The sequence below is a fragment of the Pseudomonas sp. HN2-3 genome (assembly GCF_020691745.1).
GTDB lineage: Bacteria > Pseudomonadota > Gammaproteobacteria > Pseudomonadales > Pseudomonadaceae > Aquipseudomonas > Aquipseudomonas capeferrum.
On record NZ_CP085704.1, the window covers coordinates 1,100,684 to 1,115,554 of the forward strand.

Annotated in this window: 13 protein-coding genes; 8 read left to right on the plus strand and 5 right to left on the minus strand. The window is 63.8% G+C overall.

Annotated features, from left to right (window positions below; translation table 11 throughout):
• The first annotated feature begins 72 nt into the window (after positions 1 to 72).
• Positions 73 to 1,365 carry a carbohydrate porin gene (locus tag LJX93_RS04990; RefSeq protein WP_227697292.1) on the plus strand — a complete coding sequence of 431 codons (1,293 nt, stop codon included), beginning with the start codon at positions 73 to 75 and terminating at the stop codon, positions 1,363 to 1,365.
• Between the two features lie 117 nt (positions 1,366 to 1,482).
• On the plus strand, positions 1,483 to 2,337 hold the full coding sequence (locus LJX93_RS04995) for a D-hexose-6-phosphate mutarotase (RefSeq protein WP_047581462.1): 855 nt from the start codon (positions 1,483 to 1,485) through the stop codon (positions 2,335 to 2,337).
• On the opposite strand, the gene hexR is transcribed toward LJX93_RS04995, so the two are convergent.
• Entirely contained in the window at positions 2,330 to 3,193 is an 864-nt protein-coding gene (gene hexR / locus LJX93_RS05000) for a DNA-binding transcriptional regulator HexR (protein WP_172960401.1), read from the minus strand. The two genes, LJX93_RS04995 and hexR, sit on opposite strands and share 8 nt — an antisense overlap.
• 211 nt (positions 3,194 to 3,404) lie before the next feature.
• Here hexR and zwf point away from each other — a divergent pair, with 211 nt between their 5' ends.
• The 3 genes from zwf to LJX93_RS05015 are packed head-to-tail and all read left to right on the plus strand — an operon-like array spanning position 3,405 to position 6,266.
• Positions 3,405 to 4,874 carry a glucose-6-phosphate dehydrogenase gene (gene zwf, locus LJX93_RS05005; RefSeq protein WP_033701019.1) on the plus strand — a complete coding sequence of 490 codons (1,470 nt, stop codon included), beginning with the start codon at positions 3,405 to 3,407 and terminating at the stop codon, positions 4,872 to 4,874.
• Entirely contained in the window at positions 4,861 to 5,574 is a 714-nt protein-coding gene (pgl, locus tag LJX93_RS05010; RefSeq protein WP_227696799.1) for a 6-phosphogluconolactonase, read from the plus strand. Before zwf ends, pgl begins: the two co-directional genes overlap by 14 nt.
• A gap of 17 nt (positions 5,575 to 5,591) precedes the next feature.
• Positions 5,592 to 6,266: a bifunctional 4-hydroxy-2-oxoglutarate aldolase/2-dehydro-3-deoxy-phosphogluconate aldolase gene (locus tag LJX93_RS05015; RefSeq protein WP_033701015.1), complete on the plus strand. Its 675-nt coding sequence runs from the start codon at positions 5,592 to 5,594 to the stop codon at positions 6,264 to 6,266.
• A 252-nt stretch (positions 6,267 to 6,518) separates the two neighbouring features.
• On the opposite strand, the gene leuA is transcribed toward LJX93_RS05015, so the two are convergent.
• The 4 genes from leuA to LJX93_RS05035 all read right to left on the minus strand — a co-directional run bounded on the left by leuA (position 6,519) and on the right by LJX93_RS05035 (position 11,838).
• Positions 6,519 to 8,192, minus strand: a complete 1,674-nt coding sequence (gene leuA, locus LJX93_RS05020) for a 2-isopropylmalate synthase (RefSeq protein WP_033701014.1) — start codon at positions 8,190 to 8,192, stop codon at positions 6,519 to 6,521.
• Between the two features lie 366 nt (positions 8,193 to 8,558).
• Positions 8,559 to 9,386 (minus strand): M23 family metallopeptidase, encoded by an 828-nt coding sequence (locus LJX93_RS05025; RefSeq protein ID WP_033701012.1) that lies wholly within the window; start codon positions 9,384 to 9,386, stop codon positions 8,559 to 8,561.
• A gap of 3 nt (positions 9,387 to 9,389) precedes the next feature.
• Positions 9,390 to 10,769 (minus strand): exodeoxyribonuclease VII large subunit, encoded by a 1,380-nt coding sequence (xseA, locus tag LJX93_RS05030; protein WP_033701011.1) that lies wholly within the window; start codon positions 10,767 to 10,769, stop codon positions 9,390 to 9,392.
• A 187-nt stretch (positions 10,770 to 10,956) separates the two neighbouring features.
• Positions 10,957 to 11,838: a LysR family transcriptional regulator gene (locus LJX93_RS05035; protein ID WP_227696800.1), complete on the minus strand. Its 882-nt coding sequence runs from the start codon at positions 11,836 to 11,838 to the stop codon at positions 10,957 to 10,959.
• 97 nt (positions 11,839 to 11,935) lie between these two features.
• Between LJX93_RS05035 and LJX93_RS05040 the strand changes: the two genes are divergently transcribed.
• The 3 genes from LJX93_RS05040 (at position 11,936) to guaB (ending at position 14,851) form a co-directional block, all read left to right on the plus strand.
• Positions 11,936 to 12,691, plus strand: coding sequence for a sulfite exporter TauE/SafE family protein (locus LJX93_RS05040; RefSeq protein ID WP_186654247.1), 756 nt, complete (start codon positions 11,936 to 11,938; stop codon positions 12,689 to 12,691).
• A 46-nt stretch (positions 12,692 to 12,737) separates the two neighbouring features.
• Entirely contained in the window at positions 12,738 to 13,295 is a 558-nt protein-coding gene (locus tag LJX93_RS05045) for a hypothetical protein (RefSeq protein ID WP_033701006.1), read from the plus strand.
• Between the two features lie 86 nt (positions 13,296 to 13,381).
• A complete protein-coding gene (guaB, locus tag LJX93_RS05050) occupies positions 13,382 to 14,851 on the plus strand; it encodes an IMP dehydrogenase (protein WP_027595680.1) in 1,470 nt (489 codons plus the stop codon).
• The last annotated feature ends 20 nt before the right edge of the window (positions 14,852 to 14,871 follow it).

The following is a 14,871-nucleotide window of genomic DNA, read 5'->3' on the forward strand; positions in this document are numbered from 1 at the left end:
GAAAAAAGAGGACGCAAAGGGATGGAACAGCGCAATCGCATCAGGACCTTGGGCTCACTGGCCTTGCTTGCCATGGTTGGCAGCAGCGGGGCGCAGGCCGCCGAGGCCTTCTCCAGCGAGTCGAAATGGATGACCGGCGACTGGGGCGGTACTCGCACCGAGCTGCTGGACAAAGGCTATGACTTCACCCTCGACTACGTGGGCGAGGTGGCGGGCAACCTCAACGGCGGCTACAACGACGACAAGACCGCACGCTACAGCGACCAGTTTGCCCTGGGTGCGCACCTGGACCTGGAAAAGATCTTTGGCTGGCATGACACCGAGTTCAAGCTGGCGATCACCGAGCGCAGCGGCCGCAACCTGTCCAACGACCGCATCAGCGACCCGCGTGCCGGCCAGTTCAGTTCGGTACAGGAAGTGTGGGGCCGCGGCCAGACCTGGCGGCTGACCCAGATGTGGATCAAGCAGAAGTACTTTGACGGTGCCCTGGATGTGAAATTCGGCCGCTTCGGCGAGGGCGAAGACTTCAACAGCTTCCCCTGCGACTTCCAGAACCTGGCCTTCTGCGGCTCGCAGGTGGGCAACTGGGTGGGCGGCATCTGGTACAACTGGCCGGTCAGCCAATGGGCGCTGCGGGTCAAGTACAACATCACGCCTGAGTTCTTCGTGCAGGTCGGCGCGTTCGAGCAGAACCCCTCGAACCTGGAAACCGGCAACGGCTTCAAGCTCAGCGGCAGCGGCACCAAGGGCGCGATCCTGCCGGTGGAGGCGGTCTGGTCACCCCAGGTCAACGGCCTGCCGGGCGAGTACCGCCTCGGCTACTACTACAGCACGGCGGATGCCGAAGACATCTACGAAGACGTCAATGGCAACCCGCAAGGCATCAGCGGCGCGGGCTTCAAGTCGCACTCCAGCAAACATGGCTGGTGGGTGGTTGCGCAGCAGCAGGTCACCGCCCAGGGCGGTGATGCCAGCCGTGGTCTCAGCCTGTTTGCCAACTTCACCGTGCACGACAAGGCCACCAACGTGGTCGACAACTACCAGCAGGTCGGGCTGGTGTACAAAGGCGCCTTCGATGCCCGGCCCAAGGACGATATCGGGTTTGGGATCGCCCGCATTCACGTCAACGACGATGTGAAGAAGCGTGCTGAGCAGCTCAATGCCCAGAGCGGCATCAATGATTACGACAACCCGGGCTTCGTGCCGCTACAGCGCACCGAGTACAACGCCGAGCTGTATTACGGCTTCCACGTCACCAACTGGCTGACCGTGCGCCCCAACCTGCAATACATCAAGAGCCCGGGCGGGGTGGATGAGGTCGACAACGCGCTGGTCGCTGGTTTGAAGATTCAGTCGTCATTCTGAGCACATTTGTTGTAAATTTACGCCAATCCAATTTCGGCTCCCGGCATCCACTGGCTTGCAGTGGTTGTCGGGGATAGGCCGAGACAGCGCTATCTCAAACAACAAGAGCTTGGAACCATGCCCGAACATCCGCTACATCGCTTCTTTTCCGCACAGCGGCCAAGGCCGACATTCGAGTGGGAGCGTTACCAGCAGCGCGATGTCCTGATCATCGACCACCCCCTCTGCCAGGCTGTGTTCAGCCGGCAGGGCGCGCAGCTGCTGCACTTTCAACCCGCTGGCGAAAAGCCCTGGTTGTGGTGCGCCGAGCAGTGGCCGCAGGTGGGGGCGATTCGGGGGGGGGTGCCGGTGTGCTGGCCGTGGTACGGCCGCCACCCCAGCGAGGACCTGTGGCCGGCCCATGGCTGGGCACGGCTGCTGGACTGGAAGCTGGTGGACAGCCGCGAGGACGAGGAGGGCGTGACATTGAAGTGGCGCCTGGACCTCTGCGACTGGCAGGTCGACCTGCATGCACGGCTTGGCAGCCGCATGGAACTGCGCCTGAGTACCGAGCACCAGGACAGCGAACCGTGCCAGTTGAGCCATGCGCTGCTGGCTTACTGGCGTATCAGTGACGTGTCCGAGATAGCGCTGTCTGGGCTTGAGGATATCGAAGGCTACGACCGCCTGAGCCGGCAGGCCTGCCGCGAGGAAGGTGCGCTAAAACTCAAGGGTGGTTGCCAGAAGGTCTACCCAGGCACCCCGCGGGTGCAACTACAGGACCCGGCCTGGCAGCGCGAACTGTGCATCGACACCGGTGACAGCGATGACACCGTGGTCTGGCACCCGGGCAACCGCCCGCTGATGGGCGTGACGGGTCGCGAATGCCAGGGCTTCGTCTGTGTCGAAGCCGCCAGTGGCAGTGGCGAGGGCCTGAGCCTGGCCCCGGGGCAACGCGCGCACTTGCGTTTGCAAGCGCATCGGCTCAGTTGAGTTCGTCGTCCTCGATCGGGTAACGGCTGGCGTTGAGGCTTTCCTTGATCTTGCGCAGGTGCGGCTGGAAGTCCACGCCGCGGCGCAGGGTCATGCCGGTGGCCAGCACGTCGAGCACGGTCAGCTGGATGATTCGCGAGGTCATCGGCATGTAGATGTCGGTGTCTTCCGGCAGTGGAATGTGCAGGCTCAGGCTGCAGGCCTGGGCCAGCGGCGAGCCGGCAGCGGTCAGGCCCAGTACCGAGGCGCCGTTTTCACGGGCCACGCGCGCCACCTCGACCAGTTCGCGGGTGCGCCCGGTGTAGGAGATGATCACGAACAGGTCGCCGGTGTGGGCCACCGAGGCCAGCATGCGTTGCATCAGCACGTCGGCGTGGGCCGACACCGCCAGGTTGAAGCGGAAGAACTTGTGCTGGGCATCCAGGGCCACCGGCGCCGAGGCGCCAAGGCCGAAGAAGTGGATCTGCCGGGCCTGGATCATCATGTCCACGGCGCGGCTGACCTGCTGCGGGTCGAGTTGCTGGCAGGCGCTGTCGAGCGAGGCGATGGCGCTGCCGAAAATCTTCTGGGTGTAGGCGGCAGGGTCGTCGTCGGCCTCGACGGCGCGGCTCACATAGGCAGCGCCACTGGCCAGGCTCTGCGCCAGCTGCAGCTTGAGCTCGGGGTAGCCGCTGACGCCGAACGACCGGCAGAAGCGGTTGACGGTCGGTTCGCTGACCTTGGCCGCCTGGGCCAGTGCAGCAATGCTGAAACGGGTGGCTTGTTGCGGATTGAGCAGGATGACTTCGGCGACTTTGCGTTCGGCCTTGTTCAGCTCGTCGAGGCGTCCCTGGATCTGTTCCAGGAGGTTTCGCACGCGGTCCATGGGTGTGTCCTTGGGTCGGGAAGACAGCCGGCTGACGGAGCAGCGGGCCTTTTGCACGGTCGTCTATCGTACTGTCGGTGCGTGTGCCGCACCACTTGTCTGTAGTATTCGTCGGTAATGTTGTTAGTTTTACTACATTACCCCTTGAAAACCGTATGTGAAAGCGGTATTCCTAGACCAACTTTAGGAAAGAACCAACATCATGGCTGCGATCAGTGTCGAACCTTGCACCTTTGCCCTGTTTGGCGCCCTGGGCGACCTGGCATTGCGCAAGCTGTTTCCAGCGCTCTATCAGCTCGACCGTGCCAACCTGCTGCACCCGGACACCCGCCTGCTGGCGCTGGCACGCGAGAGCGGCAGTGCGCAGGAGCACCTGCACACCATCGAAGCGCACCTGCGTCGGCACGTTGCCGATGCCGACATCGAACCAGCCGCGCTGGGGCGCTTCCTGGGCCGGCTGAGCTACCAGCATCTGGACTTCCTCCAGCCTGAGGGCTACCAGGCGCTGGCCGAGCAGTTGCCAGGCGAGTTGCCCTTGATTGCCTACTTCGCCACGGCGGCGGCAGTCTACGGCGCCATCTGCGAAAACCTCGACAGGGCCGGCCTGGCAGCGCGCACCCGTGTGGTGCTGGAAAAGCCGATCGGGCATGACCTGGAGTCGTCGCGCCGGGTCAACGATGCCGTGGCGCGGTTCTTCCCCGAGAGCCGGGTCTATCGCATCGACCACTACCTGGGCAAGGAGACGGTGCAGAACCTGATCGCGCTGCGCTTTGCCAACAGCCTGTTCGAAACCCAGTGGAACCAGAATTCCATCTCCCATGTGGAGATCACCGTGGCCGAAAAAGTCGGCATCGAAGGCCGCTGGGGCTATTTCGACAAGGCCGGCCAGCTGCGCGACATGATCCAGAACCACTTGCTGCAGCTGCTGTGCCTGATTGCCATGGACCCGCCCAGCGAGCTTTCGGCCGACAGTATTCGTGACGAGAAGGTAAAGGTACTCAAGGCCCTGGCGCCGATCACTGGCGATGGCTTGAGCACCCGTGTGGTGCGCGGCCAGTACATCGCCGGTTACAGCGACGGCAAGCCGGTGCCCGGCTACCTGGAAGAAGACAACGCCAACGCCCAGAGCGACACCGAGACCTTCGTTGCCCTGCGTGCCGATATCCGCAACTGGCGCTGGTCGGGCGTGCCGTTCTACCTGCGTACCGGCAAGCGCATGCCGCAGAAGCTGTCGCAGATCGTCATCCACTTCAAGGAAACGCCGCACTACATCTTCGCCCCGGAACAACGTTTGCAGGTCGGTAACAAGCTGATCATCCGTCTGCAACCGGACGAAGGCATTTCTTTACGGGTGATGACCAAGGAGCAAGGCCTGGACAAGGGCATGCAACTGCGCAGTGGCCCGCTGCAGCTGAATTTTTCCGACGCCTGGCGCAGCGCGCGGATTCCGGATGCCTACGAACGCCTGTTGCTCGAGGTGATGCGCGGCAACCAGAACCTGTTCGTGCGCAAGGATGAAATCGAATATGCCTGGAAATGGTGCGACCAGTTGATCGCTGGCTGGCAAAGCGCAGGTGATGCGCCCAAGCCGTACGCGGCGGGGTCCTGGGGGCCGATGAGCTCGATCGCACTGATCACACGAGACGGGAGGGCGTGGTATGGCGATATCTGAACTGCAATTGCCGGCGGCGGTGAAGGCGCATGAACTGGCTGATGGCAAGACCCTGGCGGCAACGCTGGCCCGCGATGTGGCCGAGCGGTTGCGGGCGGCGATTGCCGCCAAAGGCCAGGCTTGCGTGGTGTTGTCCGGCGGGCGCAGCCCGGTGCCGTTTCTCGAGCGCTTGGCCGCCGAGGCGCTGGACTGGTCGAAAGTGACCGTGAGCCTGGCGGATGAGCGCTGGGTGCCGGTGGAGCATGCCGACAGCAACGCCGGCCTGCTGGCCCGTCACCTGCTCAAGGGCGCGGCGGCCAAGGCCCGCTTCATTGGCCTGTACCAGCAGGCCGAGAACCTGGAACTCGCGGCGGCCAACGCCGATCAGGCACTGGCAGACCTGCCGGCCATCGACGTGCTGGTGCTGGGCATGGGCGACGATGGCCATACCGCCTCGCTGTTCCCCACCAGCCCCAACCTGGACGACGGCCTGGCCGCCAGCAGCCCGCACCGCTGCCTGCCGATGCTGGCGCCCAGTGTGCCGCACCAGCGCTTGTCGATGACCCGCACGTTGCTGGCCAGCGCTGGCTTCATCGCGCTGGCCGTGCAAGGCCCGAACAAACTCGCTACCCTGCGCGCCGCGCTGGCGGGCAATGACCTTACCGAAATGCCGATACGCGCCTTTCTCCACGACCCCCTGGACATCTACTGGTGCCCATGAGCCAAGGATCCACAGTCATGACCACCCTTGAACGCCCACAGACTCTGCTCTCGATGGCCGACAAAGCCGCCCGGATCGACGCGATCTGCGACAAGGCGCGCATCCTGCCGGTGATCACCATCGCCCGTGAGCAAGACATCCTGCCGCTGGCCGACGCGCTGGCCGCAGGTGGCATTCGTACCCTTGAGGTGACCCTGCGCTCCCAGCACGGCCTGAAGGCCATCCAGGTGCTGCGCGAACAGCGGCCAGAGCTGTGCATTGGTGCGGGTACGGTACTTGACCGCAGCATGTTCGCGGCGGTCGAAGCGGCTGGTGCGCAGTTCGTGGTCACCCCAGGCATCACCCAGGACATTCTCCAGGCGGGTGTCGACAGCGACATCCCGCTGCTGCCGGGTATCAGTACGCCGTCCGAAATCATGATGGGCTACGCCCTGGGTTACCGTCGGTTCAAATTGTTCCCGGCGGAAATAAGCGGTGGCGTGGCAGCGATCAAGGCGTTTGGCGGCCCGTTCGGCGACATCCGCTTCTGCCCGACTGGCGGGGTGAACCCGGCCAATGTGCGCAACTACATGGCGTTGCCCAATGTGATGTGTGTGGGGGGTACCTGGATGCTCGACAGCAGCTGGATCAAGAATGGCGACTGGGCGCGGATCGAAGCGTGCAGTGCCGAGGCGATTGCGCTGCTGGACTGAAACTGAATTTGTTGTGTGCTTTACGGCTTATGGGGCGCTTGGTCGGCGCCCCTTTTTTTTTGCCTGCAGGTTTGGTGTTGCCGGTGCTGGTCTCTTCGCGGGGCAAGCCCGCTCCCACAGATAATTCACAGCCCAACAGGTAATTCCCAGTGCCACAGGTTCTGTGGGAGCGGGCTTGCCCCGCGAAAGGGCCAGTTCGGGCAATAAAAAGCCCGCATCAAGGATGCGGGCTCTTGGCCATCAAACCGCAGCTTACGCCGCCTTGGCCTCTTGCTGGCTCAGCGAGCGGTTCAGCGCACTGAACAATGCCTTGAAGCTGGCGGTGGTGATGTTCTCGTCGATGCCCACACCATGCACCGGGCGGCCGCCGGCCACGCGCAGTTCGATGTAGGCCGCCGCCTTGGCGTTGGTGCCGGCGCCGATGGCATGCTCGTTGTAATCCATGATCTCCACGGCAATCGGCAAGCCGGCCACCAGGGCTTCCAGGGCGCCATTGCCCTTGCCGCGCCAGTGCAGGGTGGTTTCGCCTTCACCAGCGACTTCCACTTCCACGGCGCTGTGGCCGTTTTCTTCCTGCAGGCGGTGGCTGACCAGTGCATACGGGGCGTTGGCCTGGAGGTACTCTTTCTGCAGCAGGCTGTAGATCTGCTTGGCAGTCATTTCCAGGCCCAGGCGGTCGGTTTCACCCTGGACCACCTGGCTGAACTCGATCTGCATGCGGCGTGGCAGGCTGATGCCGTATTCCTGTTCGAGCAGGTAGGTGATGCCGCCTTTGCCCGACTGGCTGTTGACGCGGATCACCGCCTCGTAGCTGCGGCCGATGTCGGCCGGGTCGATCGGCAGGTACGGCACTTCCCACAGCTCGCCTTCCTGTTGCTTGGCGAAGCCTTTGCGGATGGCGTCCTGGTGCGAGCCGGAGAACGCAGTGTGAACCAAGTCGCCGACATACGGATGACGCGGGTGCACCGGCAATTGGTTGCACTCTTCAACTACCTTGCGCACGCCGTCGATGTCGGAGAAGTCCAGTTGTGGGTCGATGCCTTGGGTATAGAGGTTCAGTGCCAAGGTCACCAGGTCGACGTTGCCGGTACGCTCGCCGTTGCCGAACAGGCAGCCTTCGGCGCGGTCGGCGCCGGCCATCAGGCCCAACTCGGTGGCGGCGATGCCGGTGCCACGGTCGTTGTGGCAGTGCAGGCTGATGATCACGCTGTCACGGCGGCTGATGTTGCGGCAGAACCACTCGATCTGGTCGGCGTAGATGTTCGGCGTGGCGACTTCCACGGTGGCTGGCAGGTTGAGGATGAGCTTGTGCTCAGGCGTTGGGTTCCACACTTCAATGACCGCGTCGCAGACTTCCTTGGCGAACTCCAGCTCGGTGGCGCTGAAGGTCTCGGGCGAGTACTGGAAAGTCCACTGGGTGTCCGGCTGCTGGGCAGCGTACTTGACGAACAGTTTGGCCGCGTTCACTGCGATGTCCTTCACGCCTTGCTTGTCTTGGTTGAAGACGATGCGGCGGAACGACGGGCTGGTCGCGTTGTACAGGTGGACGATGGCCTTCTTGGCCCCACGCAGCGATTCGAAGGTACGGGCGATCAGGTCTTCACGGGCCTGGGTCAGCACCTGGATGGTGGTGTCGTCCGGGATGTGGCCATCTTCGATCAGGGTACGCACGAAGTCGAAGTCGGTCTGCGAAGCGGACGGGAACGAGGCTTCGATCTCCTTCACGCCAACCTGCACCAAGGTCTTCCAGAAACGCAGCTTCTTCTCCGCATCCATCGGCTCGATCAGCGACTGGTTGCCATCACGCAGGTCGGAGCTGCACCAGATCGGCGCTGCGGTGATGGTTTTCGATGGCCAGGTGCGATCAGGCAGGTCGATGGTCGGGAAGGCGCGGTATTTCTTCGAAGGGTCTTTGAGCATGGTCATGGAAGCAATCCTTTTGTATGCGGCCGAGATCGGGCCTGCCGAGCAATAACGAGATGAAGAGGCGAGGCGACGCGATTCAACCTGGTAGTCGTGCGCTGACCAGGCAGAGGCTGCGATGTTGTCGGAGCAGAATGAGGGTGCTGGAGGTTTTCATGCTTCAACCCTAAGCCAGCGGGGTGAGGGATGGCAAGTGTTCGCGAAAAATTGAGAGGAATGCTTAAAAAAAGCTGGATGGCGAGATTTTGTAGCGCTTATTGCGGAGAGGCTTTCGGGTTTTTGCGCTGTAGGTTTTGATGGCGCAAGACACGGGAAGTGGGGTGTCAGTGCCGGCTTCTCGCGGGTAACCCCGCGAAGAAGCCCGCCCTATCAGGGCTGGAATGCACCAATGAAGATGGCCGGGTCCACCCGCGCATCATTCAGGCTGACATTCCAGTGCATGTGCGGCCCGGTAGCCCGCCCGGTCGAGCCAACCCGGCCAACCACCTCACCGCGGCGCAGCGCCTGCCCCACGGCCACATCGATTTTCGACATGTGGCAGAACATGCTGATGAAGCCCTGGCCATGGTCGACGAACACGGTACGGCCGTTGAAGAAATAATCACCCACCAAGATCACTTTGCCATTGGCCGGGGTCTTGATGGGCGTACCGGCGGGCACGGCGAAGTCCAGGCCGGCATGCGGGTTGCGCTCTTCGCCATTGAAGAAGCGGCGCACGCCGAACTTGCTCGACAGCGGGCCGTTGACCGGCTTGTCGAGAATCAGGTTGCTCGGCAGGGCCGGGCTGAAGCTGCGGTAGGCCTTGATCTGTTCGGCCAGTTCGCCCTCGATGCGCTTAAGGTCCGCCGGGTTCGGGTTGACCTGCCGCGTGTTCTTCAGGGTGATGCGCTGCTCGGGGTACTTCTTGCTCCCGACCGTGAAGGGCAGGCTGCGGCCGCCCTGGCTCAGCACGGCGGTGCCGGGCTTCTGGGTCAGCGGAATGCCGACGATCGCCAGCCAGTTGTCCTGTTCCTTGACCACCAGCACCGGCTTGCCGTCAAAGCGTGCATTCGGCGCCGTGCTGGCAGGCCCCAGGTCGACCACTGCCACGCCGCCGGGCACCGGCTTGTTCAAGGTACGGGTGATGTAGCTGGCCTGAGCGCCGCAGGCCAGCAACAGCAGGGAAAGGGCGAGCAGGGGCGCGAACAGGCGGGGCATGGGTCAGTCCAGTAGTGAGAGGGTAACGGGCGTCAGGTGGTTGTCTTCGACCCGCACCTGCAGTTCGCCTTCATTCAGGCGAGCGGTCAGGCGCTGGCCGTTGTGGGTCTGCTCGGCGCTGCGGATGGCCTGGCCGCGCTCATCGAGCAGGATGCTGTAGCCGCGGGCGAGGGTGGCCAGCGGGCTGACCACTTGCAGCGTCTGCAGTTGGGCCTGGAAGCGCTGGCGACGGTCCTTGAGCACCTCGCGCATGGCCCGGGGCAGGCGTTCGGCAAGGCTGTCCAGGCGCTGGTTCAGCAGCTTCAGGGTGCGCCCCGGGTGCTGCGCTGCCAGGCGGGTATCAAGGCGCCCCAGGCGCTCGCGGCGCTGGTTGAGGTTGCCGAGGAAAGCGCGACGCAGGCGCATGTCCAGATCGTCCAGGCGCTGGGCCTGCTGGCGCAGGCGCTCGCCTGGGTGGCGCAGGCGCCGGGCCAGCGACTCCACGCGCAGGCGGTCGTGGCTCAGGCGGTTCTGCATGCGCAGCAGCAGGCGCCGTTGCAGGCTGTCGAGGCGGTGCTGCAAGCCACTGTTGTCGGGGGCCAGCAGTTCGGCGGCGGCGGACGGGGTGGGCGCGCGGACGTCGGCGACGAAATCGCAGATCGACACGTCGGTCTCATGGCCGACGGCACTGACGATAGGCGTGACACAGGCGGCCACGGCGCGGGCCACGGCTTCTTCGTTGAAGCTCCACAGGTCTTCCAGCGAGCCGCCGCCGCGTGCCAGGATCAGCGCATCGAAACCAAGGCTGTCGGCCAGTTGCACGGCGCGCACGATCTGCGCGATGGATTCGCGGCCCTGCACGGCGGTGGGTATCAGGTTCAGCTCGACTTGCGGGGCGCGGCGGCCGAATACGCTGATGATGTCGCGGATCACCGCGCCCGTGGGCGAGGTGATGATGCCGATGCGTTGCGGATGCGCCGGCAGCGGTTTCTTGCGTTCGGCGCTGAACAGGCCCTCGGCGCCGAGTTTCTCTTTCAGTGCTTCGAACGCCAGGCGCAGCGCACCGTCACCGGCCGCTTCGACGGTGTCGAGGATCAGTTGGTAATCGCCACGCCCTTCGAACAGCGAGACTTTGCCGCGCACCCGCACCGCCAGGCCGTCACGCAGGGCCTGGCGGACCCGCGTGGCGTTCTGGCGGAACAGCGCGCAGCGCACCTGGGCGCCGCTGTCCTTGAGGGTGAAGTACATGTGGCCGGAGGCCGGGCGGGCGAGGTTGGAAATCTCGCCTTCCACCCAGACGCTGCGGAACACGTCTTCCAGCAGCACCCGGGCGCGGCCGTTGAGCTGGCTGACGGTGAGGACCTCGCGGTCCAGGCCGAGTCGTTCGAAGGGGTCTCTGATCATGGCGGGCATCATAAAGGACATCGGGGGCGGTTGTCTGTGTTGGGGCTGGGGGGTGAGAGGATTGGGGGACGTGGGGCTGCCAGGTGCAGGGCGATGGATTTTCGGCGCCCATGAGATCGAGCGCCGCCCGCGCGGCGCTCGATCTCATGGGCGCAGAATAACCACCGTCATGCACTACGGGCCCCCATCAAACCCCCAACATCGCCGCCAGAAACTGCCGCACCATCACCCCCGCATCGCGCCTGCAGGCCAATGCCACGGTACTCTCACAAGGCTCCCCCAACCCCACGAACCTGACCGATGCCGGCGCAATATCACGCATGCATTCAGGCAATAGCGCCACCCCGAACCCCGCCTGAATCAGCTGTAATTGCGTGGTCTTGCGTGAAACCACCTGGGCCGCCTGCGGGAAGAACCCAGCCTCCATGCACAACGACGCCGACAGGTAGCTCAAACCGCCACGATCACGGTGCGGGATGGAAATGAACCGCTCCCCACGCAACTGCTCCAGTCGCACGACCGCCTCTTCAGCCAAGGAGTGCCCCGCCGCAACGGCCAGCAACAACGGCTCGCTGAACAGCTCATGCAGCACCACCCCCTCATGCTGGCGCAGCACCGGCAGCCGCAGCAGGCCGATATCCAACCGCCCAGCGGCAATATCCTCCAGCTGCGCCTCCGACGACTGCTGCGCGATTTCCAGCGAGATCCCTGGGTGGCCCTGCAAGTAACAGCCCAGGCGAGCCAGCAGCGGCCCGGTCAGCGGCACGGTACTGGAATGGTTCAGGCGCAAGCTGCCTTGCAAGCCATCCCCCACGTCACGGGTGATGCGCTCAGCGTGCGCCAGGTCGGCCAGCAAGCGGCGGGCACGCTGCAAAAAGGCGTCCCCAGCAAGCGTCAGCCGTGGCCGCCGGGCGGTACGTTCGAACAACGGCGTTCCCAGGTGCTGCTCCAGCGCCTTGATCTGCCGGCTCAGCGCCGATTGGGCGATATACAGCCGCTCGGCGGCAACGCTGAAGCTACCGCTTTCAGCGATCTCCACGAAGTAACGCAACTGGCGGATCGACGTCATGTCATGCCTTTTCAAGATAGGTAATGGCGAAAAGGCATATTAGTCGGCATGGCTCATGGCTGGCTAACCTTTGCATGACCTTCCAGGAACACACGCCATGCTCACCCAATTGCCATTCTCCGGCCTCGATTGGCTGCCCATCCTGCTCGGTGTCGGCCTGGCCTACATCGTCTTCGGCATTGCCGGTTTCGGCACCGCGCTGGTGGCCGGCCCGGTGCTGATCCACTTCATGCCGCTGTCGCGCATCATTCCGCTGTTGGTGCTGCTGGACTTCGTGGCGGCCTTTGGCAACCTGCTGCCGTCGCGCCGGGATGTGGTGCGTGGCGAACTGCTGCGTCTACTGCCCTTCATGGCGATAGGCTGCACCCTGGGCGTGGTGTTTCTGCTGCGGCTCAAGGCTGACGTGTTGCTGTTGCTGATGGGGTTGTTCGTCAGCGCCTATGCGGTCTATGGCTTGGCGGTGAGGGTGCGCCCGGCGAACCTATCAGGCTTCTGGGCGGTGCCCATGGGCACGGTGGGGGGCTTGTTCGGTGCGTTGTTTGGCAGTGGCGGGTTTCTCTATGCCCTCTATCTGAGCGCGCGCCTGGAGGCGAAAGAGCAGGTCCGCGCTACCCAGAGCGCGTTGATCAGTTGCAGCACCGTGGTGCGCCTGTCGCTGTTTCTGATCGCCGGGGTTTACGCCGACAGCAGCCTGCTGTTGCTCGCTGCCTGCCTGTTGCCGGTGATGTTCGTCGGCCTGTGGGCCGGGCGCCGGCTGACCCTGAAGCTGTCCCGCGAGGCTTTTGTGCGCCTGGTCACCTGGCTGGTGCTGGCCAGCGGCCTGGCCATGATCGGTCGCTACCTGAGCCTGTGAGCGGTAGAATTGCTGCATTACCGCAGTTCGCAGGCTTGCCTCTTTAATGAACACCCAGAGCATCATCGTCCCCAAGCTTTCCACCGTCCCGGCTCACGAGGCCCGCGCCCGGGCGATCGTGCGCTGGCTGGTGCGCGAGAAAGTCATCGAGGAACAACTCACCACCTGCGGTCGCACCGGCAACCGCATGGGCCATGCCCTGGCCGACGGTGCGCGCAAGGTGGCCCTGCACCCGGACAAACTGCCGTTCGGCGAACAAGCCAACGGCCTGGAGATCATGCTCAAGCGCTGCATCTATACCCCGACCAACGGTTTTCTCGAAGAAGCCGGCTGCCCGGAGTGCCGGCGCGAGGTCGGCGAGCCGCTGTTCGAGAGCCTGGAAGAGTGGATGCCAGGGGTCAGTGACAACTTCACCTGCCCGCTGTGCGGCTTCGAAGACGACATCAACGGCTTTCTTTACCTGCAGCCATGTGCCTTTTCCAACCTGGGGTTCATCTTCAACAACTGGGGCGAGGCCGGGTTCACCCAGGCCTTTCTCGACAGCTTCGCCGACTGGCTGGACCAGCCAGTGGCCGTGGTGCAGGTAAAACTGCCACAAGGCTGACCGAAGGCCCTTATTTTGCATTGAGCGGCGCGCCGTGGATGAGTATAATGGCGCGCTTCCATTTTTCCCGCCCGGGAGCCCCCGCGATGCTGCGTATCAGCCAAGAAGCCCTGACCTTCGACGATATCCTCCTTGTACCTGGCTATTCCGAGGTACTGCCCAATGAAGTCAGTCTCAAGACCCGTTTGACTCGTGGCATCGAGCTGAACATTCCGCTGGTTTCCGCTGCCATGGATACCGTGACCGAAGCGCGTCTGGCCATTGCCATGGCTCAGGAAGGCGGCATCGGCATCATCCACAAGAACATGACCATCGAACAGCAGGCCGGCGAAGTCCGCAAGGTCAAGAAGTTCGAGGCTGGCGTGGTCAAGGACCCGATCACCATCGAAGCAGACGCCACCGTGCGCGACCTGTTCGACCTGACCCGCCTGAACAACATTTCGGGTGTTCCGGTGCTGGAAAACGGCGACCTGGTCGGCATCGTCACTTCCCGTGACGTGCGTTTCGAAACCCGTCTGGATGCCAAGGTCCGCGATGTGATGACGCCGAAAGAGCGTCTGGTCACCGTGCGCGAAGGCGCCAACAAGAACGAAGTCCGCGAGCTGCTGCACAAGCACCGCCTTGAAAAAGTCCTGATCGTCGACGACAAGTTCAGCCTCAAGGGCATGATGACCGTCAAGGACATCGAAAAAGCCAAGGCCTACCCGCTGGCCAGCAAGGACGACCAAGGTCGCCTGCGCGTCGGCGCCGCGGTCGGTACCGGCAAGGACACCGGCGAGCGCGTAGCCGCCCTGGTTGCCGCCGGCGTTGACGTGGTGGTGGTCGACACCGCCCACGGTCACTCCAAAGGCGTGATCGACCGCGTGCGTTGGGTCAAGGAAACCTACCCGCAGGTTCAGGTGATCGGCGGCAACATCGCCACCGGTGCCGCGGCCAAAGCCCTGGCTGAAGCTGGCGCTGACGCCGTCAAGGTCGGCATCGGCCCAGGTTCGATCTGCACCACCCGCATCGTCGCCGGTGTCGGCGTACCGCAGATCAGCGCCATCGCCAACGTCGCTGCCGCACTGGAAGGCACTGGCGTGCCGCTGATCGCCGACGGTGGCATCCGCTTCTCCGGTGACCTGTCCAAGGCCATCGTTGCCGGTGCTTCCTGCGTGATGATGGGTTCGATGTTCGCCGGTACCGAAGAGGCCCCGGGTGAAGTCGAACTGTTCCAGGGCCGTTCCTACAAGGCTTACCGCGGCATGGGCTCGCTGGGTGCGATGGCACAGGCGCAGGGCTCTTCCGACCGTTACTTCCAGGACTCCTCGGCCGGTGCCGAGAAGCTGGTACCGGAAGGTATCGAAGGCCGAGTGCCGTACAAGGGCGCCCTGGCTGCGATCATCCACCAGCTGATGGGCGGCCTGCGTTCGTCCATGGGCTATACCGGCAGCGCGACCATCGAAGAGATGCGTACCAAGCCGGAGTTCGTGCGCATCACCGGTGCCGGCATGGCCGAGTCCCACGTGCATGACGTGCAGATCACCAAAGAAGCCCCTAACTACCGGGTCGGCTGAGGCCTCCAGCGGTAAGTAGC

Bases quoted from the DNA above. Each gene is read 5' to 3' on its own strand.
- LJX93_RS04990 (WP_227697292.1), top strand. From the start codon at position 73: ATGGTTGGCAGCAGCGGGGCGCAGGCCGCCGAGGCCTTCTCCAGCGAG.
- LJX93_RS04995 (WP_047581462.1), top strand. From the start codon at position 1,483: ATGCCCGAACATCCGCTACATCGCTTCTTTTCCGCACAGCGGCCAAGG.
- zwf (WP_033701019.1), top strand. From the start codon at position 3,405: ATGGCTGCGATCAGTGTCGAACCTTGCACCTTTGCCCTGTTTGGCGCC.
- pgl (WP_227696799.1), top strand. From the start codon at position 4,861: ATGGCGATATCTGAACTGCAATTGCCGGCGGCGGTGAAGGCGCATGAA.
- LJX93_RS05015 (WP_033701015.1), top strand. From the start codon at position 5,592: ATGACCACCCTTGAACGCCCACAGACTCTGCTCTCGATGGCCGACAAA.
- leuA (WP_033701014.1), bottom strand. From the start codon at position 8,192: ATGACCATGCTCAAAGACCCTTCGAAGAAATACCGCGCCTTCCCGACC.
- LJX93_RS05025 (WP_033701012.1), bottom strand. From the start codon at position 9,386: ATGCCCCGCCTGTTCGCGCCCCTGCTCGCCCTTTCCCTGCTGTTGCTG.
- xseA (WP_033701011.1), bottom strand. From the start codon at position 10,769: ATGATCAGAGACCCCTTCGAACGACTCGGCCTGGACCGCGAGGTCCTC.
- LJX93_RS05035 (WP_227696800.1), bottom strand. From the start codon at position 11,838: ATGACGTCGATCCGCCAGTTGCGTTACTTCGTGGAGATCGCTGAAAGC.
- LJX93_RS05040 (WP_186654247.1), top strand. From the start codon at position 11,936: ATGCTCACCCAATTGCCATTCTCCGGCCTCGATTGGCTGCCCATCCTG.
- LJX93_RS05045 (WP_033701006.1), top strand. From the start codon at position 12,738: ATGAACACCCAGAGCATCATCGTCCCCAAGCTTTCCACCGTCCCGGCT.
- guaB (WP_027595680.1), top strand. From the start codon at position 13,382: ATGCTGCGTATCAGCCAAGAAGCCCTGACCTTCGACGATATCCTCCTT.